Below are 22,144 nucleotides of genomic sequence, written 5' to 3'. Positions count from 1 at the left end.
CAGCGACGCAAACCGTGCGCGCCTATGTCGCCTAGCGCTGCTCCAGCAGCCCGTCGATCCGCTCGAGCACCAGCGTCGGGTTGAGGCCCGAGGCCGCCAGCGCGGCGCGGTCGGCGTCGCCGGTGAGCACCAGGCAGGTATCCATGCCCGCCGCGATGCCCATGCGCATGTCGGTCTCGAGCCGGTCGCCAACCATGATGCAGCGCTCGGGCGGCAGCTTCAGCAGATCCATGATCAGCGCGACCATGATCGGCGACGGCTTGCCGACGATCGGGTCGCAGCGCGCGCCGGTGCACGCCTCGATTGCGGCGATCACCGCGGCGGCGTCGGGCTCGCCGCCGGCCGGCGTCGGGCAGTAGCGGTCGCCGTTGGTGGCTACCAGCCGCGCGCCTTTGCGGATCGCGTCAAAGGCCACCTGGAGCTTATGGTACACAAACGTGCGGTCGAACGACGCGATCACAATGTCGATCGCGCCGGCCTGCTCGCTGAAGGCGAAACCCGCAGCCGCCAGATCGTGCTTCAGCGGCTCCTCGCCAACCACAAACAGCGTTGCGCCGGGCGCCTCGCGCAGCAGCCACTGCACCATCACAAACGACGAGTTGACGATGTCGTCGATCGGCGTGGCGATGCCCATGCCGCTGAGCTTTTTGGCGTACTGCTCGCGCGTCTTGGTCGGGTTGTTCGAAAGAAAGATTGTGCGCCGTCCGGCCGCGCGCAGCGCCGCGATTGTCTCGGCCGCGCCGGGCAGCAGCTGGTCGCCTAAGTAGATCGTGCCGTCCAGATCGAAGATGTAGGCCTCGTAATGCATGTGTGCTCCTCGGCGGGCGCTTCGGCCCGCACCCAGATGCGGTGAACGTTGCAGGTTCGCCGTAAAACCCCTGCGGCAATGCGGGCTGTGCCAACGGTAAAATGATCCTATCATGCCTCGCCCAACCGAACAAGTGTCGGGCGCGCCTGAGGCATGCACCACCGGCGTACGGCACGCACCGGCCTGCTTTTGCCGGATCGCAGGCGCCCGCGCGCGTGCTACAATAGTCGGCGACGCAGCCAGCCACACAAAGGAACCGCCGTGCCACACCGCACGCCGCCATACCGCCGCCCCGAGCGCCCGGCCGCACCCCGCCACGAGTGCGAGGCCGACGTGCTCGAAGGGCTTGAGGATTTCGCCCGCGACGAGCTGAGCGCGCGCTTTGGCAATCGCGTGCGCTTCGGCGCCGACCGGCCCGGCGCGCTGCGCTTCGGCTTTGTGGGCGAGCCGCGCGAGCTACTGGTGCTGCGCAGCGTGGTGGCGGTGTACCTGGTGCTCGAATTCGACATCCCGCGGCCGAAGGCGCTGCTCGGCAACCAGCAGTTCGGCATGGTCGCGCACGCCGCCGATCTGGCGCTCGGCCTTGCGCCCGGCGCCTACGCCACGCTGCGCCTGAGCGCGGCCGGCGAAAACTCGGCGGTGCTGACGCGATTCAAGCAGCAGCTGGCCGACCGGTGCGGGCTGGCGGTGGCCGAGGCCGAGGGCGATCTGCTGCTGCGGCTGCGGCGCGCCGAGGCAGGCTGGGAGCTGCTGGTGCGCCTCACGCCGCGCCCGCTGGCCACGCGCGCCTGGCGTGTCTGCAACCTGCCCGGCTCGCTGAACGCGACCCTGGCCCACGCGATGGCCGTGCTGCTCGAGCCGGCGCGCCACGAGAGCGCGCTGAATATCGCCTGCGGCTCGGGGACGATCCTGATCGAGCTGCTTCTATTATGTCAAACCAAGCAGGCGATCGGCTGCGACACCGACCCGGCGGCGATCGAGTGCGCGCGCCGCAACCTTGCCGCCGCGGGCCTGGCGCGCGCCGCGCGGCTCGAGCCGTGGGACGCAGGCGCGCTGCCCATGGCCGACGCCAGCGTCGACATCATCGCCGCCGACCTGCCATTCGGCCAGCTGGTCGGCTCGCACCGCGAGAACCAGGAGCTTTACCCGCGGCTGGTGGCCGAGGCGGCGCGGGTAGCGCGCCCCGGCGCGCGCATGGCGCTGCTGACGCACGAGGTGCGCCTGCTCGAGCAGGTGGCGGCGCGCTTCGCCGCGCAGTGGGGCGTGCGCGAGGTGCTGCGCGTCCGCAGCGGCGGCATGGCCCCACGCATCGTACTGCTCGAGCGGCTTGCGAGCTAGCATACAGCCTATAGCAGCACAGGAGGTTCCATGCCACTCGATATCAAAAAGCAGCTCAAGCAGCTGTATAGCGCGCCCGAGCAGGCGCCGGTGATAGTCGAAGTGCCCGAGCTGGAGTTCCTGATGATCGACGGCGCGGGCGACCCGCGCAGCGCCCAGGCGTACCAGGACGCGGTGTCGGCGCTGTATGGGCTGGCCTACGGCCTGAAGTTCGCGCTCAAGAAGCGCGACCCCGCCGCCGATTACGCCGTGGCTCCGCTGGAGGGCCAGTGGTGGACGGAAGACGTCGCGGCGTTTAGCTACGACGACCGCAGCAACTGGCGCTGGTGCATGATGATCTGCCAGCCGGTGGCGCCGCCGCCCGAGCTGCTGGCCGCGCTGGCCGAGGATGTCGCGCGCAAGAAGGGCCTGCCGGCGGCGCGCCAGGTGCGGCTGGCGCGCCTCCACGAGGGCCTGGCCGCGCAGATCATGCACGTTGGGCCGTACGCCGCCGAGCCGCCGACGATCGCCCGGCTGCACGAGTTCATCGGCGCGCAGGGCTACCGGCTGGTCGGCAAGCACCACGAGATCTACTTGGGCGACCCGAGCCGCACCGCGCCCGAGAAGCTGCGCACGATCATTCGCCAGCCAATCGCGCCGGCCTAGCGCCAATACCTTTCGCATATGCTGAGCATCGACGTTTGCCGCAAAGACACAAAGCCGCGAAGGCGCGCTGCAGCCGCATATTCTTTGCGCCCTTGTGTCTTTGTGGCTATGTGAAATGTTATGACCTACGCAGCTGGCGGGCTCAGCCTTCGGCAGAGCGATATGCCCGACCTTTTCGCTGCGCCGATCGCGGTTGCTGGCCCGTGGGAGCTGCGCCGCGACGGCGAGACGACCTGGCAGCCCGCGCTGGTGCCAGGCTGCTGGGAGCAGCTTGGCCGGCCGAAAGACGACGCCGGGCCGTTCTGGTACCGCACTACCTTCAGCCTGCCGCCCGCCTGGGCCGGCCGGCGCATCTGGCTGCGCTTCGGCGGCGTCAGCTACCACTGCGAGCTGTTCGTCAACGGCCAGCCCGCCGGCGAGCACACCGGCCTATGGGACGCGTTCACGGTCGAGATCACCGGCGCGGCGAATATTGGCGGCGCGAACGAGCTGCTGGCGCGCGTCGAGAAGCCCGCCAGCCTCACCGCCGGCCCCGACTCGGCTGCGGCGCCCGGCCGCTTCCACCTGCGCGAAACACTCGCCGGATTTCTGCCCTACGTCTGGGGCCATTGCTTCGGCGGGATCTGGCAGGATGTCGAGCTGTTCGCGACTGGCGCGGTTTGCTTCGACGATGTGCTGGTGCGCGCTGCGGCCAATGGCACGGCCACGATCGTGGCGGCTACCTCCGCGCCGGCCGACGTAGCGCTCGAGATACGCGACCCCGACGGCAGGGTTGTAGCTGCCAAACACGCGAAAAGCGCAAAAAACGAGGCAGCCGCTTCCTCCGCGCCCGTCGCGGCCGAGCACGTAGCGCACTTCGCGCTGAGCATATCGCAGCCCCAGCCCTGGTCGCCCGAGGCGCCGGCGCTGTACACTGCCCGCCTGACGATCGCCAATGGCGACGAGCGCGTGGTGCGCTTTGGGCTGCGCACGCTGCGCGCCGAGGGCAGCACGCTCACGCTGAACGGCCAGCCAATCTACCCGCGCATGGCGCTCTCGTGGGGCTGGTACCCCGAGGCGCTGCACAGCAACCCCGGCCCCGCACGCGTCAGCGCCGACTTCGCGCGCCTCAAGGCGCTGGGCTTCAACGGCGTGAAGCTGTGCCTGTGGTTCCCGCCGCAGTACTACTTCGACCTGGCCGACGAGCTGGGCATGCTGCTGTGGGTCGAGCTGCCGATGTGGCTGCCGCGGCCGTCGGCGTTCTTCCGCCAGCAGGCGCCGCGCGAGTACGAGCGGCTGATGCGCCAGGCCCGCAGCCACCCCGCGGCGATCCTGTATACGCTTGGCTGCGAGCTGAGCCGCGCCGCCGACGCCGCGCTGCTGGCGCCGCTGTTCGCGCTCGCCAAGGCCCACGCCGGCGACGCGCTCGTGCGCGACAACAGCGGCTCGGGCGAGGCCTATGGCGGGCTGCTGAACGAGTTCGCCGAGTTCTACGACTACCATTTCTACAGCGAGCTGCAGCACTTCCGCAGCCTGCTCGACTACTTCGCGCCGCGCGGCCGGCCGCCCCAGCCCTGGCTGTTCGGCGAGTTCTGCGACTACGACACGTTTCGAGAGCCGAGCGGCCATGACCAAGAACCAGGCTGGCAGGCACAAGCCGCCCCGCCAGCGCAGACGATGCTTGACGCTCGGCTCCCCGGCTCTTCTCAGCCGTGGTGGACGAGCGGCGACCCGGCCGTCAACCCGCAGGGGGCGCGCTGGCAGATGGACGCGCCACACCACGCCGCCCGGCTGCGCGCCAGCGGCATGGGCGCGCGCGCCGCCGAGCTGACGCGCCGCTCGTATGCGCAGGGGCTGTGGCAGCGCAAGTATACGATCGAGCAGGCCCGGCTGTTCCGCGAGATCGGCGGCTATGTCGTGACGGGCGAGGCCGATACGCCGATCAGTACCGCCGGCATGTGGGACGCGCACGATCGCCTGAAGTTCGAGCTGGCTGCATTTCGCGGCTTCAACGCCGACACCGTGCTGCTGCTCGGCTGGGATCGCCGGCGCGATTGGGTTGCCGGCGGCGACCGCGCCGCGCCGTGGGATGCCTTCGGCTACCCGGCCGGCGCCGCCGTGCGCGCCCACCTGATCGCCGCGCACTACGGCGCGGCGCAAGGCCACGCGCACCTGCGCTGGCAGGTGGCGTTCGCCGGCGAGCCGCCATTCGCGGCAGGCCAGCACGCCACAGCCTTCGCGCTCGCGCCCGGCGACCTGCGCGAGCTGGCGGTGGCCGAGTTTGCCGCCCCGCCCATGGCCGCGCCACGCCAGGCCACGCTCGCGGCCGAGTTCGAGGTCGGCACCGGCGGGGAGCCAGCGCGCAACAGCTGGCCACTATGGTTCTTCCCGCGCAACCCGTGGGCCGGCGCGCGCGACATCGCGCTGTACGACCCGCTCGGGCAGCTGAGCGGCTTTGAGCAGATTGCGCCCGGAATCGACAAAGGACGAACGACAAACGACGCAGTCGCGCTGTCTGCGTCGCTCATCCTTCATCCTTCGTCTTCGGTCGTGATCGCCACCGCCTGGTCGCCCGAGCTGCGTGCGTGGATCGATCGCGGCGGGCGGGCGATCCTGCTGCAGCCAGGTTCCGCGCCGGCCGGGCCGCTGCCGGTGGCCGCGCTGCCATTCTGGCGCGAGGCGCTGCGCCTGGCCGAGCCGCACCCGGCCTGGGGCGATTTCCCGCTCGACGACGCGCTGGCCATGCAGCTCTTCGGCTGCGCAGCCGACCACGCGCTCGACATGAGCCGCCACGCCGGCGAGTGGCGGCCGATCCTGCGGCGGCTCGACACGCGCACCATGCACCTGCACGAGTATGCCGCCGAGCTGCGCTGGGGCCAGGGCCGCCTGATCGCCAGCACGCTGCGCTTCGAGGGCGGCCAGGGCGTGCAGCCGCTGGGCATTGCGCGCAACACCGCCGCCGCCTACCTGCTGTGGTGCTGGGCCAGCTACCTGCAGCGCTGCTAGCGCATCGGCAAGGCAAGCTCTTTCCTTCGGCAGAGCGTTTCGTATGGCGCTGCGGTGTGAAGTGGCGCAGCTGGGTCATTCCTGGGCATAAAAAAAGCTCTCGCGGGCGCGGCGGTAAACCCCGCGCCCGCGAGAGCTGTTCGGCAGATACTAGCGCAGCCCAAACACCAGCGCCAGCACCACCAGTGCCGCCAGCGCCAGCCGGTACACCACAAACACCTCCAGCCCCGCGCGCCGCAGGTAGCGCATCAGGAACGCGATGCTCAGGCCGCCAACCAGCGCCGCCGCCGCGATCCCCGCCAGAAACGGCCCATTCACCACGCCGGGCGTGTCGAGCAGGTGGCGCAGCTTGAACAGCGCCGCGCCAGCGATCAGCGGCGTGCCCAGCAGAAACGAAAACCGCGCCGCCGCCGCGCGCTCGATCCCGCGCCAGCGGGCGACCGCGATCGTAATGCCCGAGCGCGACACGCCCGGCACAATCGCCAGCGCCTGCGCCGCGCCAATGAGCAGCACATCGGCCGCGCCGATCTCGTGCAGGTCGCGCTCGCGCCGGCCCCAGCGATCGGCCGCGTACAGCGCCAGGCCCATCGCCGAGAGCGTGAAAGCGATCAGCGCCGGGTTGCGAAACGCCTGCTCGGCCATGTCGTCGAACAGCACGCCGGCGATGCCGCCGGGGATGGCGCCTAGCAGCAGCATCCAGGCCAGCCGGCCGTCGGGCGTGCGCGGGCGCGGCGCCGCCAGCACGAGCTTCAGCAGATCGCGCCAGAAGTACGCGACCACCGCGATCAGCGTGCCGACATGCAGCGCCACATCAAACGTCAGCCCAGGGTCGGGCCAGCCGAGAAACCACGGCGTGAGAATCAGGTGGGCCGAGGAGGAGATCGGCAGAAACTCGCCGAGGCCCTGAACAATGCCAAGCGTGACAGCCACGCGATATTCGGTGGGAAGAATTGCCGCCAGCGCAAAACATGCGGCCAGCACGGCCAGGGCGATCAGCCGCAGGCGCGAGGCCAGCACGGGCGCGGCCGGGGCGACAGCCGGTGCGAGGGCAGGGGATGACATGCGATCCGACACGAGATTCCTCTCTTTCATACATGCTGTGCTCGAACGGGCGGATCAAGCAGGTACAAGAATAGCAGCCCCGCATTAGGGCCTGATTAAGCGTGTATCAAGATCCGCGCCATCAGGGCGATCTTTTACGTAAAACAAGTTACGCGGTGTTCTCTCGCGTGGGAGGCTTGGAGGGCGGCTTTGCTGCCCCCGAACCCGACCATGTAGCTCGTGTTATGTAAGGCATACCCCGCAGCGGGCCGCAGGGCTGGTGCAACGTCTTTCGACCCCTCCCCCTACCCCCTCCCCTGACAGGGGAGAAGGAAACACATCTGGCTTTGTGTGGTGCGGTCGCGGCGGCGCGCAAACGCGATAATCCCCCTCTCCCGCGTGCGGGAGAGGGGGGTAAGGGGGGTGAGGGCCGACTTTGCACCAGCCCCGCAGCGGGCCGAAGGTTGTTTGGCGCGGCGGCACGCCTATGCTATAATGCGCCGCAGGCTGGCGCGGTTTCCGCGCCTGTTACCCAATTGGATGGCCATGCGCTGCCCGTTTTGCCAACACGCCGATAGCGATGTCATCGACACGCGCAAGCTCAACGGCGGCGAGTCGATCCGCCGCCGCCGCAAGTGCCCGTCGTGCGGCAAGCGCTTCACCACCTACGAGCGCGTCGAGTCGGTGAGCATGACGGTGGTGAAGAAAAATGGCGAGCGCGAGCCGTACGACCGCGAAAAGATGATGCGCGGCGTGCGCACCGCCTGCTACCGCAGGCCCGTGTCGGCTCAGCAGCTCGACCAATTCGCCAACGATGTCGAGGCGGCGCTGATGGCGCTCGACGAGCAAGAAGTGCCGTCGTCGACGATTGGCGACATTGTGATGCGCCACCTGCGCGAGCTCGACGACGTGGCCTACATCCGCTTCGCCTCGGTGTACCGCTCGTTCGCCGATATCGGCAAGCTGCGCGAGGCCGTCGACGAGCTGCTCGAGCACGAGCCGCCGCCCGGCGACGGCTAGCGCGCCGCCAACCTGCCAGCCCGCAACTTGAAGCTTATGGAGCCATAGATGGGAGTCGACGTGTCGGAGCAACGCGAAACACCGCCAGCCGAGCCTGCCAAGCCGCCGCGCAAGGGCCGCGAGCAGCCAGCCGAGCCTGCGCTGCCGGCGATCACCGAGCCGCCGCGCGGCCGCGTTGCGGCGCTGATTGCCGCGCAGCGTGCCGCGCTGCGCGAGCTCGATTGGCGCGTGGTGCTGCTGTACGGCATCGCCTCGGGTATTCTTATGAGCCTGGCGTTTCTGCAGGGGCCATCGCTCTCGCTGATCGCCGGGATCGTGCCGGTGGGCACCGGCCTGCTGCTGGGCCGGCGCGTGCGCCAGCACTACGGCCTTCACGGCTTTGTCACCGGCCTGCTGGGCGGCGTCACCGGCGCGGTGGCGCTGGCGGCGCTGATCTTCCTGACGCCGCTGCGCACCGCTATGCAGGGCGCCCTCGGCGAGCAGGCCGCAAACTTCACGCTGCTGCAGATCTGGGCGCAGCTCGCCGGCTTCACGCTGTTCTCGCTGGTGGCGTTCTGCACGTTCGGCACCTCGATGGCCGGCCGCACCGAGGAGCGCAACCGCAAAGTGCGCGACGAAGTCGACAACCGCGGCGGGCAGCTGCAGCGCCCCGGCAGCATCCGCGAGGCCAGCGATATCCGCGGCCTGTCGCTGCCGCAGCTCGGCACCTATGTCAAGAACCTGTTCACCAAGCAGGGCTTCACGTTCAAAGATTACCGCTTCATCGACAAAGACAAGCACCTAGACATGTGGTTCGAGCACGAGGGCGAACCGTGGCACCTGCGCCTGAGCGTGGCCGATAAAGTCGGCGTGGGCACGGTCGAGAGCTTGCTGCAGGACATGAAGCGCGAGGGCTGCCGCAAGGGCGCGGTGGTGGTATCGACCGAGTTCCAGCCGAATGTAGCCAAAACCGCGCGCGGCCGGCCGCTGGCGCTGATCGACGGGCAGACGCTGTTTGAGATTGCCGAGAAGTAGGCGCTGGATGTGCATCTCGGGCTCTGCGACGCCGCTGCGGCCGATCGCGGAGCCACATTCGTACATCATACATCACGGAGTGTAGGATGCAGCTCAACCTGAACGACAAGGTCGCGCTCGTCACCGGTGGCTCGCGCGGGATCGGCCGGGCGATCGCAACCACGCTGGCCGCCGCCGGGGCGACGGTGGTGGTGAACTACAAGGGCAACGCCGCAGCGGCCGATGAAGTGCTGCAGGCGATCGCCGCCGCCGACGGCCAGGCCAGCGCCATTCAGGCCGACATCAGCCAGGCCGCCGAGGTCGAGCGGCTGTTCAAGGCGGTGATCGAGCGCTACGGCCGCCTCGACATCCTGGTGAACAACGCTGGCATCACCCGCGACACGCTGCTGCTGCGCATGAAGGAAGACGACTTCGACGCCGTGATCAGCACGAACCTGCGCGGCGTGTTTCTGTGCACCAAGGCGGCGCTGCGGCCCATGGGCAAGGCCCGCGGCGGGCGGATCATCAACATCACCTCGGTGGTAGGCCTGATGGGCAACGCCGGCCAGGCGAACTACGCCGCCGCCAAGGCCGGCATCGTCGGCTTCACAAAATCCACCGCCCGCGAGATGGCCTCGCGCGGCATTACCGTCAACGCCGTCGCGCCAGGCTATATCGAGACCGAGCTGACCGGCGTGCTGAGCGATCAGATCAAAACCGCCATCCTCGAAAACATCCCACTCGGCCGGATGGGCACACCCCAGGACGTCGCCAACCTGGTGTGCTTCCTGGCCTCCGACGCCGCCGCCTATATCACCGGCCAGACACTCACCGTCGACGGTGGCATGGTGATGCAGTAGCTTTATGGTGGGGGTGTGGGGCGGAGGCCGCCTCGCACCCCCACTATGCGCGGGCGGCACGGCCAAGGGCTGCGCCGCCCGCGCCAATATTGAAGATATATGTTTGATAAAATACTGATCGCAAACCGCGGCGAGATCGCCGTGCGGATCGTGCGCGCCTGCCAGGAGCTGGGCGTGCGCGCGGTTGTCGCCTACTCGCAGGCCGACCGCGACTCGCTGGCGGTGCGCCTGGCCGACGAGGCCGTGTGCATCGGCCCGGCCGCGCCGGCGCGCTCGTATCTCAACACCCCCGCGCTGATCACCGCCGCGCTGATCACCGGCTGCGACGCGGTGCACCCTGGCTACGGCTTTCTGTCGGAGAACCCGTACTTCGCCGAGATCTGCCAGGAGTGCAGCCTCACGTTTATCGGCCCCTCGCCCGAGGCCATCCGCCTGATGGGCGATAAAGCCGTGGCCCGCCAGACGATGCGCGCCGCCGGCATGCCGGTGATCCCTGGCTCCGACGGCGCGCTGCGCAGCGTCGACGAGGCCAGCGAGCTGGCGCGCGAGATCGGCTTCCCGGTGCTGCTCAAGGCGGTGGCCGGCGGCGGCGGGCGCGGCATGCGCGTGGTGCAGGAAGAATCCGAGCTGGCGCGCGCCTACGCCACCGCCAAGGCCGAGGCCGAGGCTGCGTTCGGCCAGGGCGACCTGTACCTCGAGCGCTACCTCACCGGCATGCGCCACGTCGAGATCCAGGTGCTGGCCGACAGCTACGGCAACGCGATCTACCTGGGCGAGCGCGACTGCTCGATCCAGCGCAGGCACCAGAAGATCATCGAAGAAGGCCCCTCGCCGGCGGTGAATGCCGACCTGCGCGCGGCCATGGGCGATGCGGCCATGCGCGGCGTGCGCGCAATCGGCTACACCAATGCCGGAACCATGGAGTGCCTGCTCGGGCCCGACGGGCACTTCTACTTCATGGAGATGAACACGCGCATCCAGGTCGAGCATCCCGTCACCGAGCTGATTACCGGCGTCGATCTGGTGAAGTGGCAGCTACGTATCGCCGCCGGCGAACGCTTGACGCTGACTCAGAAAGACGTTAGAATACGCGGGCATGCGGTCGAGTGCCGTATCAATGCGGAAGATCCCGAGCGCGATTTCTTGCCGTCGGCCGGCGAGGTCGAGTTCTTTCTTCCGCCGGGCGGGCCAGGCGTACGCGTCGACTCGCACATCTACGCCGGCTATACGCCACCCGGTACCTACGACTCGCTGCTCGCCAAGATCATCACCTGGGGGCAGGACCGCGACGAAGCGCTGACGCGGATGCAGCGCGCGCTGAGCGAGTGTATTATCACCGGCGTGAAAACCAGCATGCCCTTTCAGCTCGCACTGCTGGACGAGCCAGATTTTCGGCGCGGCACGATCGACCTGAGCTTTCTGCCAAACCTGATCCAGCGCCAGAAAGGCCAGGCAACGTGACGCAGGCGGCCGGAAACGTTTCAGTGGCACCGCATGTGCTAAGCAACCTGGTGGTGATGGCGGTGCGCGAGGTGCCGGGCATTGCACGCCTCGGCAGCGCGCCGCGCGCACGCCCAGGCCTGCGCGGCGACGGTGTCGCGCTGCGCGTGGCCGCCGATGGCGTAAGTGCCGATTGCTACCTGATCGCCCAGGCCGGCACCAACCTGCTCGACGTGGGCATGGCGGTGCAGGCTACCGTGGCGGCAGTGATACGAGAGCTGGCTGGTATGGCGGTACGCGAAGTGAACGTGTACATTCAAGACGTGGAGGCGGGCAATGCCTAGCCTGCGCCACCGCGTTCGCACTATTGCGCTCCAGGCCCTGTTCGAGCTCGATGCCACCGACCACGCGCCCGACGAAGTGGTGGCGCGCTGGATCGCCGAAGAGCTGCTGCCGCCCGAAGGCGAACGCTTTCTGCGCCAGCTGGTGTTCGGGGTGTGGGAGCACTACTCGTACCTCGACCGGATCATCGAAGAAGCCGCGCCAAGCTGGCCAGTCAACCAGATGCCTGGCGTCGACAAGGCCATCCTGCGGATCGCGCTCTACGAAATCCTGATCGATGAAGCAGAGAAGACGCCGGTCAAAGCGGTGATCAACGAGGCCGTCGAGCTGGCAAAGCAGTTCGGCAGCGATAATTCCAGCCGTTTTGTGAACGGTGTGCTCGGCACAGTCGTGACGCGCTATATCGAAGGGTATAGCGAGTAGCCGGTTGTGCTGGGGTAGGCGCCGCGCTTGCGGCGTCTGCGCTGTCGGTATCTTACACAGGCATATTCTCAACCAGGCTGTTGAAAGGAGCATTTCCCATGCCATCGCCCGAAATGGAAACCCGCCTGAAGCACATTGTCGCCGAGCAGCTCGGCGTCGAAGAGGCGAAAATTGTGCCGTCGGCGCGTTTCACCGACGATCTGAACGCCGACTCGCTCGACCTAGTCGAGATGATCATGTCGCTTGAGGAAGAGTTCGGCGTCGAGATCCCCGACGAAGACGCCGAGAAGCTCCTGACGGTTCAGGATGCGATCGATTATATCGACTCGCACTCGGCTGCAGGCTAGCCCCAGCATCCGGCCACCGACTGCACGACCGCAGAGAACGTAGGGAACGCGAAGCCGGCGCTTCGCCGTTGTCTGCGGCTCGGCGGTTTCTTTTTGAGGCTGCGTCATGGAAATTCTGGGCATTGGGCCAGGCGAGTTTATTCTGATACTGGTGGTGCTGCTGGTGGTGGTTGGCCCCGAGCGCCTGCCCGACCTGGCGCGCCAGGCTGGCAGGCTGCTGGTGCGCGGCCGCAACTGGCTGCAAAGCTCGCCCGACGCCGCAATGGTGCTGCGGGCGCGCCAGGAGATCGAGCAGGAGCTTGCGTCGCTGCGCACTAGCCTGCTCGAAGTCCAGAGCGTGCGCGACGAAGTGATCGGCGCGGCGCGCCAGATCGAGGAGTCGGTCGAGTCGCTCACGACTGCGGCGCGCGCACCGAGCTGCACGAGATCCAGCTCGATCGCGCCACCAAGCTCGCGCCACGCCTGAAAGCCCGGCCGACGCCCCTGCGCCGCCGAAGAGCCGTTCAAGCTGCCCGAAGCCTGGACGACGTACCCCACCACGCAGGCGCCCGAGCCCGGCGACCAGCCTGACCGCGCCACCCGATACGCTCGCGTCGATCGAGGTGCGGCTCCAGGCGATCATGGGCGACCTGTTCGCGCTGCAAGAACAGCTGCGCGCCGCGCAGCAGCGCGCTCGACGCCAGCTGGCAGCCGCCCTCGTGGGGCGTGCACCTGCCCGCCGAAGGCGCACCGGCGCCGGCAGCCGAACCGATCGCGACCGAAGAGGCCCGCCCATGAGCAATTCACAATTCTTCCTGGTGATCGGCCTGCTGGTGCTGCTGCTCGGCACGCCGCTGCTGATCGCCCTGCTGGTGCGCGTGCTGATCCGCGACACGCCCGAGGTGGTCGAGGCCACCGAGATCGACGCCGATACGCTCGCTAGCTTCCAGTCGCTCGGCGATTTCTGGGCCGGCGTCGCGCCACACCTGATCGAGCTGCGCGGCCGGCTGACCAAAGCGCTGCTGGCGGTGCTCGTCGGCACGCTCGTCGGCTTCTGGATCGTTAATAGCTCGTGGCTGCTGGGCGATACGCTGCCGAACCTGCTGATCGGCCACTTCGTGCCGGCCGAGATCAAGCTGCAGTTCATCGAGCCGGCCGAGGCATTCGTCAACTACATGCGCATCGCGCTGGTGATTGGCGTGGCGATCGCCATCCCGGTGATCATCTACCAGCTGATTGCGTTCTTCATCCCTGGCCTGCTGCCGCACGAAAAGCGCATCCTGTTCACCGCGCTGCCGTTCGTCACCGAGCTGTTCATAGCCGGCCTGGCGTTCGGCTGGTTCTTCACCATCCCGGCCGCGCTGCAGTTCCTGTTCACCTTCGGCACTACGACGCGGATCGAGGCGCAGCCGACGTTTGAGAGCTTTATCTCGACGGTGGCCACGCTGCTGCTGTGGAATGGCGTGATCTTCGAGCTGCCTGCGGTGATCTACCTGCTGGCGCGGCTCGGGATCGTCAATACCGCTATGCTCGGCCGCACCCGCCGCTATGCGATTGTGATTATTACGATCGTAGCGGCGATAATCACCCCCACTGGCGACCCCTACAACCTGCTGCTGCTGGCGGTGCCGATGTACCTCTTGTACGAGCTGGGCATTCTGCTCTCGCGCTTTGTGCCGGCCAGGCCGGCGGCCGACGAGCCTGCAACCGCCGCGAAGTAGCCGCTATGATGCACAACCCGCACCTGGCCGCGCGCCCGGCGATCGTCGCGCTGCTCGATGCGCTGCTCGCGCGCGTGCGCGCGATCCTGGGCGCGCAGCTCGTAGGCCTGTACCTCGAAGGCTCGATCACCGGCGACGACTTCGACGACGCCAGCGATGTCGACTTCGTCGTCGTCGTTGATGCCGAGCTGTCGGGCGCGCAGTTCGCGGCGCTGCAGGCGATGCACGACGACATTGCGGCGCTCGATACGCCGTGGTCGGCCGAGCTGGAGGGCACGTATATCGCGCGCGCGGCGCTGCGGCGCTACGACCCGGCGCATAGCCTGCACCCGAATATCGAGCGAGGCCGTGGCGAGCGGCTAAAGCTGAACCAGCACGACGCGGCGTGGCTGGTGCACCTGGCGATCTTGCGCGAGCGCGGGATCGCGCTGGCCGGGCCGCCGCCGAGCACGCTGATCGACCCGGTCGAGCCGGACGAGCTGCGCGCCGCGATGCGCGCGGTTCTGCACGGCTGGGCGGCACACGTTCTCGAACACCCCGAGCTGCTCGCCGGGCGCGGCTACCAGTCGTACGTGGTGCTGTCGCTCTGCCGCATCCGCTACACGCTCGACACCGGCGCGATTGCCTCGAAGCGCGCGGCGGCGCTGTGGGCGCAGGCGCGGCTAGGGCCGCAGGGCGCGGCGCTGATCGAGCGCGCCTGGGCCGGGCGGCAGCAGCCCGCGCAGCCCGCCGCCCCCGGCGACATACGCGCCACACTTCAGCTCATCCGCGACGCTCTGGATGTGTGGGCGGCTCTTCCAAACGAGTAGGCTTCTCTGTTCAAACAAGTTGGCCACTCTTCCAAACATGTTGGCTGCCCTTCCAAACGAATCGGCGAGCGTTTCAAACATGTAGACTGCTCTATTCAAACAAGTTGGCGAGCATTTCAAACGGATAGACGGCCCTTCCAAACGTGTAGGAAGCCGAAACGTACCTCGCTGCGCAGCCAAGCACGAGCAGCGCCAGGGCAATCCAGATGACGACAATGGCCAGCGCACCCAAGCGGCTGCTAGGCCGGTGTGCCATACGTGCTGCGGCGCTCTCGCGATGTTCTTGAAAGAGAGCAGGCGGAATAAGGCGGATTGCAAGGGCAATTCCCAGCGGTACGAGGATGAGATCATCCAGGTAGCCAAGAACCGGAATAAAATCAGGTATAAGGTCGATCGGGCTGAGGGCATAGGCCGCCACGCATCCAGCGACCAACTTGGCATACCAGGGCACGCGGGGGTCGCGTGCGGCCAAATACAAAGCGATGACGTTCTGTTTTAGCGCACGCGCCCACTGGCGCAGCTGGTGAAGCGGAACCACTTCTTGCCTATCCACGGCGAGCGAAGGAGCCAGGAATGCATTCGGGGGCAGCAAAGCCGCCCCCGAAGCTCGTTGGCGTCAGTGCAGCATCGGCGACTGCGCGGTCGTGCCGCCGCGCGTGTTGCGCGGCAGGTGGTAGATGACTTCCTTCCACAAAGCTGTTAGACTTCACATCCGCGCAATAAAGCACTGTGGCGTCGCACAGCATCGGCTGTCACGCCACGCCACACTTCGACGGCCTACAAGAAGTCGGCTGCCCATCTAGTTATGCGAGCACGTATGCTTCTTTGAGCCACGCGATAAGCTCGCCATCCACTTCATCAGGGGTAGCTATCTTGACCTCGTTGTGATAGCGGTTCTTAGACACCTGCTCGCTTTTTGCAACGCGCTCGCCCTGCAAAAGCCGATCCATTCGCAGGTTGAGGTACAGAAAGCTCTTGCGGGGGTGAATACCTGCAAAGCCTGATGTGTGGACAAGATGGATAGATGTTTTCTTCGGCTCCTCCTGAAACGGCCCAAGTGTGTGCAGGACTTCAATCAGCCGATGATAGATAGCGGAGACCACCGCATCCTTACCCACAAAAAGGGCATCTACGGTTTGTGTTGTCTCGGTCATCATTAGCTCCCCCAACTTCCAATCACTCTAAGGTTGGCTATTCCTTGCCATTCCCGTTCGTCTGTTGAGCTGCCGGCTGCGCGGCGGGCGACGCTGGCTGCGCAGCGGCTGCTGGTGCTGCCGCTGCTGGTGCCGCCTGTACGGTCGCCACCACCGGCTCTGCGGCTGGGCGTGGCGTTTGTTGTGCTGGGTTCTGGTGGCTCTTTATGAAATCAGGGGTTACGTCTTGGGTTATGACGGGAGCAATTACCTTGACTGCGGGGCTCTGGTTCTGGTTATCACTCATTTTTTCATCCTCCAAGTGAGTGTTATTAGTGACGGGCGACATAGTTGGAGTAAACTCAATTGTTAAGTCGTGTTTGTCTCTTGAAATATACATCAGTGGACTTGTATACAAGTGACCCTGTTCGGAATAGACTTTGACATCCCGCAATACAAGCTCTCTGTCCTTATCTGCATCTGAATACTGAAATAACCAGCCATAGTATACAAGTTGTAATTTATGGTCCCTTACATAAACCCATCCCTGGTTGGGTTGTGCCAGGAAAGTATGCCACAGCTCCTTATCGTGTAAACGACTGCTTGCCCCTATCCTATAACCGAACTTGCCGACTAGATTATACTTATCCGCATACGCAGCAAGAACCGCTATCACTACGCCTATCAGAGTAGCTTCTGGTATCTCGCCCCACGGTATTGCTAATTTATCGTCTGTGAGTGCTTCAAAAGCCTTCGGAGGGTACACAGAAAAGCCGAGGCGGGCGAGGAGGTTTATCCCAGCGCCGTAAACGAGATATATGAAAAACGAGAACAACCCAATGAGAAGGAAGTCTTCCCAGTCTTTATGCTCTGATCGGCCACGCAGTCGCCAATACAACAACGCGCTGATGATGCCGGGCAGCGCGAGGACGACTATTCGGATAACTGAGCCGCTAAGGTTCATCAGGCTAGGGCGTAAGTAAGGTTGATTGTCGCCGCCCTATTATAGCATATCCGTTCAAGTGACGTTCGGCGATAGCCTATAGAAACCTTTACCTCTGCTTCGCGTAAAGTATATAATAGCCTAACAACAATCACGCAGCAGAGGTACATATGCAGCTATGGAAACGTCTCCTGGGGGTACTCGTTCGCCTAGGCATAGCGGGGATAATCATCGCCTGCATCGCCAGCATTGTCGCCGCTGCATACTTTGCTGCTCTGTTTCCCAGCTGGACGGGCTTCGCTGCTGATCCTATACCACCAAACGCCGCAATCACTCCTGTTGTGGTCTACCAGCCTGCAAAGACGCTGTGGGATTGGCTTCAGCTTCTCCTTGTACCGTTGGTGCTGGCGGTCGGCGGCTATTGGTTGACGCGCTCCGAGAACCGCTATGCCCTTCAACTTCAAGAGCGACGTGAGGCAGAAGCTCGCAAGATTGAAGACGATCGGGCACAGGACGCCGCACTGCAATCATACCTTGACCAGATAACTCAACTGTTACTGCACGAAAAGCTGCGAACATCTCAACCTGATGACGAGGTACGGAGCATCGCACGGGCGAGAACGCTGACGGTGCTCCGGGTGCTAGATGGCTTGAGAAAGGCCACTGTACTTCAATTTCTCTATGAGGCAAATCTTATCGGAAGCATCAAGCTAGACAATAAAACAACACTGAGCAGCATGTCTGCAATTGTATCTTTAGAGGGGGCAGACCTAACGCTAGCGCACTTACCTAAAGCCATGCTGAATGGAGCAATTCTGAGCGGAGTGAACCTGAGCGATGCCGACCTGAACGAGGCATACTTGGCTGGAACTGATCTCAGCGGAGCCAGCCTGAGCGGGACATTTCTGAAGGGAGCTGAGCTAAGCGGCGCGACCTTGAGTAGAACCAATTTAGATGGGGCCAACTTAGAAAAGGCATATCTATATAAAGCGAACTTACAGGGCGCACTTTTGCGAGAGGCGAACTTACGGGAGGCGAGCTTACGAGAGGCAGACTTGCGAGTGGCGGATCTCCAGGCTGCTAACCTATTTTATGCAGACTTGAAAGGGACGGATCTGCGAGAAGCCAGCTTGTTCCAAGCGAACCTACGGTGTATGAATCTGCGAGTGGCTAACTTGGTTGGAACAGACCTACGAGGAACAGACCTACGAGAAGCGAAATTAACCGGAGTAGATCTACGAGGGGCGGACCTACAAAAAGCGAACCTACTTGGAGCAGACTTGAGGGATGCGATCTTAATCGAAGCAAACCTTCAGTTCGATTGCAAGGTGACGGCTGAACAGCTCGCACAGGCTCGTTCACTGAAAGACGCGAAACTGCCCTTTGGCATGCATCTTCCACCAGCGCCAGAAGCCAGAGCAACTCCGCAGAACGACAATACAGCAAAGCACGAAGCGGCACCGAAAACACCAGAAAAGTAAGTCTCCCGAATCCTACAGGTAAAGGTGCTATAATAAGTATAGACACGAGCGACCGTCCTTGATCGGGGCGGTCTTTTTGTGCCTGCAAAACCTAATACGAGAGGGTCGTCTCCGCAAGGGGGCGGCCCTTTTGTGTGTGCAAAGGAGACCAGCGTGGCACTGCTTGAGGACGGCAACATCTGCTGCATCTGCGACGAGAAGGCAGTGCATCGACGTATCGGTGGCGTGCCGGCGTACTACTGCGCGGAATGCTTTGAGGCCCACAAGAGCGACATCCTGCTGAACGTACCGTGGGTGAAGCTACTGATGAACAGTGAGCGCCAGCGTTGGAAGCGCCGCAACCGGCTGATGAGTAGGGATCTGGTGGTGTATAATGCTCTTCACATGGCTGCCAACGATGAAAGAGGGCGCTACGCTGATGTTCGAGATCGAGTTCACGCCAGAGGCAATCGAAGATATCGAGCAGCTACGCGCATTCGACCGACGACACATCATCGCCGCTATTGAAGAACAGCTTTCGCACCAGCCAGCGACTCTGACCCGCAATAGAAAGCAATTGCGCCCGAATAAGCTTGCCGAATGGGAGCTGCGAATTGTCCCATATCGCATTTTCTACGACGTAGATACAACTCGCTCAGTGGTCAAGATCATCGCCGTGGGGTATAAGCAAGGCAACACATTGTTTATCCACGGCGAGGAGTACATGCTGTGAAAACGATCAATCTCTCGAATCCGACGATCGATCTGACTGCCCTACTCGATCAAGCGAATGACGAAGATGTGGTGGTGCGGTTGGCTGATGGCCGCGAGTTCTTGCTGAGCGCGGTCGATGATTTCGATATCGAAGTTGCCCAGACGCGCCAGAACGAGAAACTCATGGCGCTGCTCGAAGAGCGCGCTCGGCAGGCGCGCACGCTTCCGCTTGATGAGGTGAAGCGGCGCCTTGGCCTGACCGAGTAGCCAGGAATGCATTCGGGGGCAGCACAGCCGCCCCCAAAGCTTGTTGGCGTTAGTGCGGCATCGGCGACTGCGCGGTCGTGCCGCCGCGCGTGTTGCGCGGCAGATAGTAGATGACTTCCTTCCATACTGCTGTGATCTCATCAGCGCAGATCACTACGAGGTCGTCGGGCTCGGCAAGGCGCAGCGCGTGGCGCGTAGCCTCGAGCTCGTCGAGCACAGTGATCATGCGGTCGGGCGGCATGCCGACCTCGCGCGCGGCATCGTGCAGCAGCTCAGCGATCGAGCCGACCTCGCGGCCGCGCCGGTCGTTGTCCTCTTTGATCACCAGCAGGTCGAACGTCTTGCCGGCGATTGCACCGAACGCGCGGATGTCCTGGTCGCGCCGGTCGCCGGGCGCGGCGATCACGCCGATAGTGCGGCGGTAGTTCGGCCGCAGTCGTCCGACGAGGTCGCTCAGCGCGGCCAGCGCCGCCGGGTTGTGGGCGTAGTCGACGATCACGCGGAAGGCGTACTCGTCGAACACATTCAGGCGGCCAGGCGTGAGGTAGAAGCTGGTGGCGAAGGTGCGCAGGCCCTGGCGGATGTTCTCGACCGAAACGCCGCGCGCGTAGCAGACCGCCGCCGCCGCCAGCGCGTTGGCCACGTTGTGCAGCGCCTTGCCCTCGAGCGTCGCCGGGATCAGGTGCGTCCACAGCAGCGGAATATACTGCTCGGCATCATAGATCGCCAGCATCTCGCCGCGCACGCCGGGCTGCAGCACCACCGCCGTGCCGCCCTCGGCGATATGGTTCTTCACCAGCTGGCTGGCGCCCTCGCCGCCGTGCATGCTGAAGTACACCACCCGGCCCTCGGCGTGCTCGGCCATCGCCGCCACCAGCGGGTCGTCGGCATTCAACACCGAGGCGCCGTTGTCGCGCACCACCTCGACAAGCAGGCGCTTGACTTCGGCCAGCTGCTCGAGCGTATCGACGCCGCGCAGCCCCAGGTGATCCGACGACACGTTCAGCACCGCGCCGACGTCGCAGCGGTCGAAGCCCAATCCCTCGCGCAGAATGCCGCCGCGCGCCGTCTCGAGTACGGCCGAGTCGACGGTCGGGTCTTTCAGCACCACGCGCGCGCTCCACGGGCCGGTCATGTCGCCGCGCATGTACAGCTGCCCGTCGATGTAGATGCCGTCGGTGGTGGTGAGGCCCACGCGCTCGCCGTTCATCTTCAGAATATGCGCGACCATACGCGCCGTTGTGGTTTTGCCGTTGGTGCCGGTGAGCGCCACCAGTGGGATGCGCGCCGGCGTGCGCGGCGGGAAGAGCATGTCGATCACCGGCCGGGCGACGTTGCGCGCCTGGCCTTCGCTGGGCTGCAGGTGCATGCGGAAGCCGGGGCCGGCGTTCACCTCGACGATGCCGCCGCCGACTTCGCGCAGCGGCTGGGTGATGTCGGGCGTGATAATGTCGATGCCGGCGATGTCGAGGCCGATCACCAGCGCGGCGCGCCGGGCGATCTCGCGCGTCTCGTAGTGGATCTCGGTGGTGCGGTCGATCGCGGTGCCGCCGGTGCTGAGGTTGGCGGTGGCCGCCAGGGAGAACACCTCGCCGGCCTTCAGCACCGTGCCGAGCGAGTAGCCGGCGCGCGCCAGCAGCAGCTCGGACTGGTGGTTGATCTTGATGCGCGTCAGCACCTTCTCGTGCCCGATGCCGCGGCGCGGATCGCGGTTGACGATCTCGATCAGCTCGGCGATCGTATGCTCGCCGTCGCCGACCACGTGCGCCGGCACGCGCTCGGCCACCGCGACAACCTTGCCGTCGATCACCAGCACCCGGTAGTCCTTGCCGGCCAGAAACGTCTCGACCAGCACCGAGCGGGTATACTCGGCGGCGGCCTCAAAGCCGCGCCGCACCTCGTCGGCCGTAGTCAGGCGGATCGACACGCCACGGCCGTGGCTCACGTCGAGCGGCTTGGTCACCACCGGGTAGCCGATGCGCTCGGCGATCGCCACCGCCTCGTCGGCGCTGCGCGCGAGCTGGTGGCGCGGCACGGGAATGCCGACATCGCCGAGCAGCTTGATCGTCAGCTCTTTGTCGCTGGCGGTCTCCACGGCGATATTGCTGGTTTTGCCCGTCACCGAGGCGCGGATGCGCTGCTGGTACTTGCCCCAGCCGAGCTGCACCAGGCTGTTGGTGTCGAGCCGGATGGCCGGAATATCGCGGCGGCGCGCCTCCTCGACCAGCGAGGCGGTGGTGGGGCCGAGCGCGATCTCCTGGGCGCGCTCGATCAGCCGCTCCAGCGCGCGCGCGAAATGGAAGCCGGCGGCCTGGTCGGCCGGGAGCGCGCTGGGCATATCGGGCGGCAGCAGGCTGCGCACCAGCGTGATCGCCAGCTCGCCGGCGTCGAGGCCAACCTGCTCTTCGGTGAACGAGAAGATCACATAGTAGACGCCGGGCTGCCCCGGCACCGATCGCGTCTTGCCGTATGTCACCGGCGTGCCGGCCAGGCACTGCAGCTCGATCGCCACGTGCTCGACGACATGACCGAGCCAGGTGCCACGGCTGCCGTCGTCGTTCTGATCGGCGAGCCGCCGCACAAAGCCACCCGGCACGCCATACGAGCAGCCGTGCTCGCTCAGTGTCGGGATGAGCGCCAGCAGCCGCTCGTTGAACTGTGGGATCTCGCCCGAGGGGTGCCGCTCAAGCTCCTCCAGGTCAACCGTCAGGCGGATCACCGGGCGATAGCCATACGGGCTCGGCCCGCGATATACTCGAGTTTCACGCACGCGCATTGTTTTCTCCTTTGGGATGCTGTGGCGGCGATTGTACCATACTTGCTTTCGCGCGTGTCGCGCTGCTGCGGCCGGGGCGTGGTACAATGCGGAGGCTGCT

The 22,144-nt window shown here is 65.4% G+C and carries 22 protein-coding genes; 16 read left to right on the top strand and 6 right to left on the bottom strand.

Features of this window, described 5'->3' with window-relative positions; all coding sequences use genetic code 11:
- Nucleotides 1-31: 31 nt before the first annotated feature.
- A complete protein-coding gene (locus U0177_RS11195) occupies nt 32-808 on the bottom strand; it encodes an HAD-IIA family hydrolase (protein ID WP_409570711.1) in 777 nt (258 codons plus the stop codon).
- Between the two features lie 261 nt (nt 809-1,069).
- Here U0177_RS11195 and U0177_RS11190 point away from each other — a divergent pair, with 261 nt between their 5' ends.
- The 3 genes from U0177_RS11190 (at nt 1,070) to U0177_RS11180 (ending at nt 5,776) form a co-directional block, all read left to right on the top strand.
- Complete coding sequence (locus U0177_RS11190; protein ID WP_409570710.1) at nt 1,070-2,146, top strand: methyltransferase domain-containing protein; 1,077 nt, start codon at nt 1,070-1,072, stop codon at nt 2,144-2,146.
- A 30-nt stretch (nt 2,147-2,176) separates the two neighbouring features.
- On the top strand, nt 2,177-2,791 hold the full coding sequence (locus U0177_RS11185) for a GyrI-like domain-containing protein (protein ID WP_409570709.1): 615 nt from the start codon (nt 2,177-2,179) through the stop codon (nt 2,789-2,791).
- 162 nt (nt 2,792-2,953) lie between these two features.
- A complete protein-coding gene (locus U0177_RS11180; protein ID WP_409570708.1) occupies nt 2,954-5,776 on the top strand; it encodes a glycoside hydrolase family 2 protein in 2,823 nt (940 codons plus the stop codon).
- Between the two features lie 150 nt (nt 5,777-5,926).
- On the opposite strand, the gene U0177_RS11175 is transcribed toward U0177_RS11180, so the two are convergent.
- Nucleotides 5,927-6,838, bottom strand: coding sequence for an undecaprenyl-diphosphate phosphatase (locus U0177_RS11175; RefSeq protein ID WP_409570707.1), 912 nt, complete (start codon nt 6,836-6,838; stop codon nt 5,927-5,929).
- 525 nt (nt 6,839-7,363) lie between these two features.
- Here U0177_RS11175 and nrdR point away from each other — a divergent pair.
- The 10 genes from nrdR (at nt 7,364) to U0177_RS11125 (ending at nt 14,751) form a co-directional block, all read left to right on the top strand.
- Nucleotides 7,364-7,837 (top strand): transcriptional regulator NrdR, encoded by a 474-nt coding sequence (gene nrdR / locus U0177_RS11170; RefSeq protein WP_409570706.1) that lies wholly within the window; start codon nt 7,364-7,366, stop codon nt 7,835-7,837.
- Between the two features lie 48 nt (nt 7,838-7,885).
- Complete coding sequence (locus U0177_RS11165) at nt 7,886-8,851, top strand: restriction endonuclease (protein WP_409570705.1); 966 nt, start codon at nt 7,886-7,888, stop codon at nt 8,849-8,851.
- 86 nt (nt 8,852-8,937) lie between these two features.
- On the top strand, nt 8,938-9,690 hold the full coding sequence (fabG, locus tag U0177_RS11160) for a 3-oxoacyl-[acyl-carrier-protein] reductase (protein WP_409570704.1): 753 nt from the start codon (nt 8,938-8,940) through the stop codon (nt 9,688-9,690).
- A 99-nt stretch (nt 9,691-9,789) separates the two neighbouring features.
- Nucleotides 9,790-11,151 carry an acetyl-CoA carboxylase biotin carboxylase subunit gene (accC, locus tag U0177_RS11155; RefSeq protein WP_409570703.1) on the top strand — a complete coding sequence of 454 codons (1,362 nt, stop codon included), beginning with the start codon at nt 9,790-9,792 and terminating at the stop codon, nt 11,149-11,151.
- Between the two features lie 23 nt (nt 11,152-11,174).
- Nucleotides 11,175-11,474, top strand: a complete 300-nt coding sequence (locus tag U0177_RS11150) for an Asp23/Gls24 family envelope stress response protein (RefSeq protein ID WP_409570702.1) — start codon at nt 11,175-11,177, stop codon at nt 11,472-11,474.
- Nucleotides 11,467-11,895, top strand: coding sequence for a transcription antitermination factor NusB (gene nusB / locus U0177_RS11145; RefSeq protein ID WP_409570701.1), 429 nt, complete (start codon nt 11,467-11,469; stop codon nt 11,893-11,895). The genes U0177_RS11150 and nusB overlap by 8 nt, the downstream gene beginning before the upstream one ends.
- A 98-nt stretch (nt 11,896-11,993) precedes the next feature.
- Complete coding sequence (gene acpP / locus U0177_RS11140; protein WP_409570700.1) at nt 11,994-12,242, top strand: acyl carrier protein; 249 nt, start codon at nt 11,994-11,996, stop codon at nt 12,240-12,242.
- A gap of 106 nt (nt 12,243-12,348) precedes the next feature.
- The gene (locus tag U0177_RS11135) at nt 12,349-12,708 is read left to right on the top strand and encodes a twin-arginine translocase TatA/TatE family subunit (RefSeq protein ID WP_409570699.1); all 360 of its coding nucleotides are present in this window, start codon (nt 12,349-12,351) and stop codon (nt 12,706-12,708) included.
- A 307-nt stretch (nt 12,709-13,015) separates the two neighbouring features.
- Nucleotides 13,016-13,942, top strand: a complete 927-nt coding sequence (gene tatC / locus U0177_RS11130; RefSeq protein ID WP_409570698.1) for a twin-arginine translocase subunit TatC — start codon at nt 13,016-13,018, stop codon at nt 13,940-13,942.
- Nucleotides 13,943-13,947: 5 nt separating this feature from the next.
- Entirely contained in the window at nt 13,948-14,751 is an 804-nt protein-coding gene (locus U0177_RS11125; protein WP_409570697.1) for an aminoglycoside adenylyltransferase domain-containing protein, read from the top strand.
- Between the two features lie 91 nt (nt 14,752-14,842).
- Here U0177_RS11125 and U0177_RS11120 read toward each other — a convergent pair whose 3' ends face one another.
- The 3 genes from U0177_RS11120 to U0177_RS11110 form a co-directional block, all read right to left on the bottom strand.
- The gene (locus U0177_RS11120; RefSeq protein WP_409570780.1) at nt 14,843-15,289 is read right to left on the bottom strand and encodes a YkvA family protein; all 447 of its coding nucleotides are present in this window, start codon (nt 15,287-15,289) and stop codon (nt 14,843-14,845) included.
- A gap of 265 nt (nt 15,290-15,554) precedes the next feature.
- Entirely contained in the window at nt 15,555-15,905 is a 351-nt protein-coding gene (locus tag U0177_RS11115) for a DUF5655 domain-containing protein (RefSeq protein ID WP_409570696.1), read from the bottom strand.
- 37 nt (nt 15,906-15,942) lie between these two features.
- On the bottom strand, nt 15,943-16,848 hold the full coding sequence (locus tag U0177_RS11110; protein ID WP_409570695.1) for a hypothetical protein: 906 nt from the start codon (nt 16,846-16,848) through the stop codon (nt 15,943-15,945).
- 149 nt (nt 16,849-16,997) lie between these two features.
- Between U0177_RS11110 and U0177_RS11105 the strand changes: the two genes are divergently transcribed.
- The 3 genes from U0177_RS11105 to U0177_RS11095 all read left to right on the top strand — a co-directional run bounded on the left by U0177_RS11105 (nt 16,998) and on the right by U0177_RS11095 (nt 19,268).
- Nucleotides 16,998-18,308 (top strand): pentapeptide repeat-containing protein, encoded by a 1,311-nt coding sequence (locus U0177_RS11105; RefSeq protein WP_409570694.1) that lies wholly within the window; start codon nt 16,998-17,000, stop codon nt 18,306-18,308.
- A gap of 373 nt (nt 18,309-18,681) precedes the next feature.
- Nucleotides 18,682-19,020, top strand: a complete 339-nt coding sequence (locus tag U0177_RS11100) for a type II toxin-antitoxin system RelE family toxin (protein ID WP_409570693.1) — start codon at nt 18,682-18,684, stop codon at nt 19,018-19,020.
- Nucleotides 19,017-19,268: a hypothetical protein gene (locus U0177_RS11095; protein ID WP_409570692.1), complete on the top strand. Its 252-nt coding sequence runs from the start codon at nt 19,017-19,019 to the stop codon at nt 19,266-19,268. Before U0177_RS11100 ends, U0177_RS11095 begins: the two co-directional genes overlap by 4 nt.
- 49 nt (nt 19,269-19,317) lie before the next feature.
- Here U0177_RS11095 and cphA read toward each other — a convergent pair whose 3' ends face one another.
- Nucleotides 19,318-22,044, bottom strand: a complete 2,727-nt coding sequence (gene cphA, locus U0177_RS11090) for a cyanophycin synthetase (RefSeq protein ID WP_409570691.1) — start codon at nt 22,042-22,044, stop codon at nt 19,318-19,320.
- Nucleotides 22,045-22,144 lie beyond the last annotated feature (100 nt).

The sequence above is a fragment of the Kouleothrix sp. genome (assembly GCF_046328425.1).
Lineage (GTDB): Bacteria > Chloroflexota > Chloroflexia > Chloroflexales > Roseiflexaceae > Kouleothrix.
The sequence above is the reverse complement of the archived record's forward strand: the minus strand, read 5'-3'. Positions and strand labels throughout refer to the sequence as shown.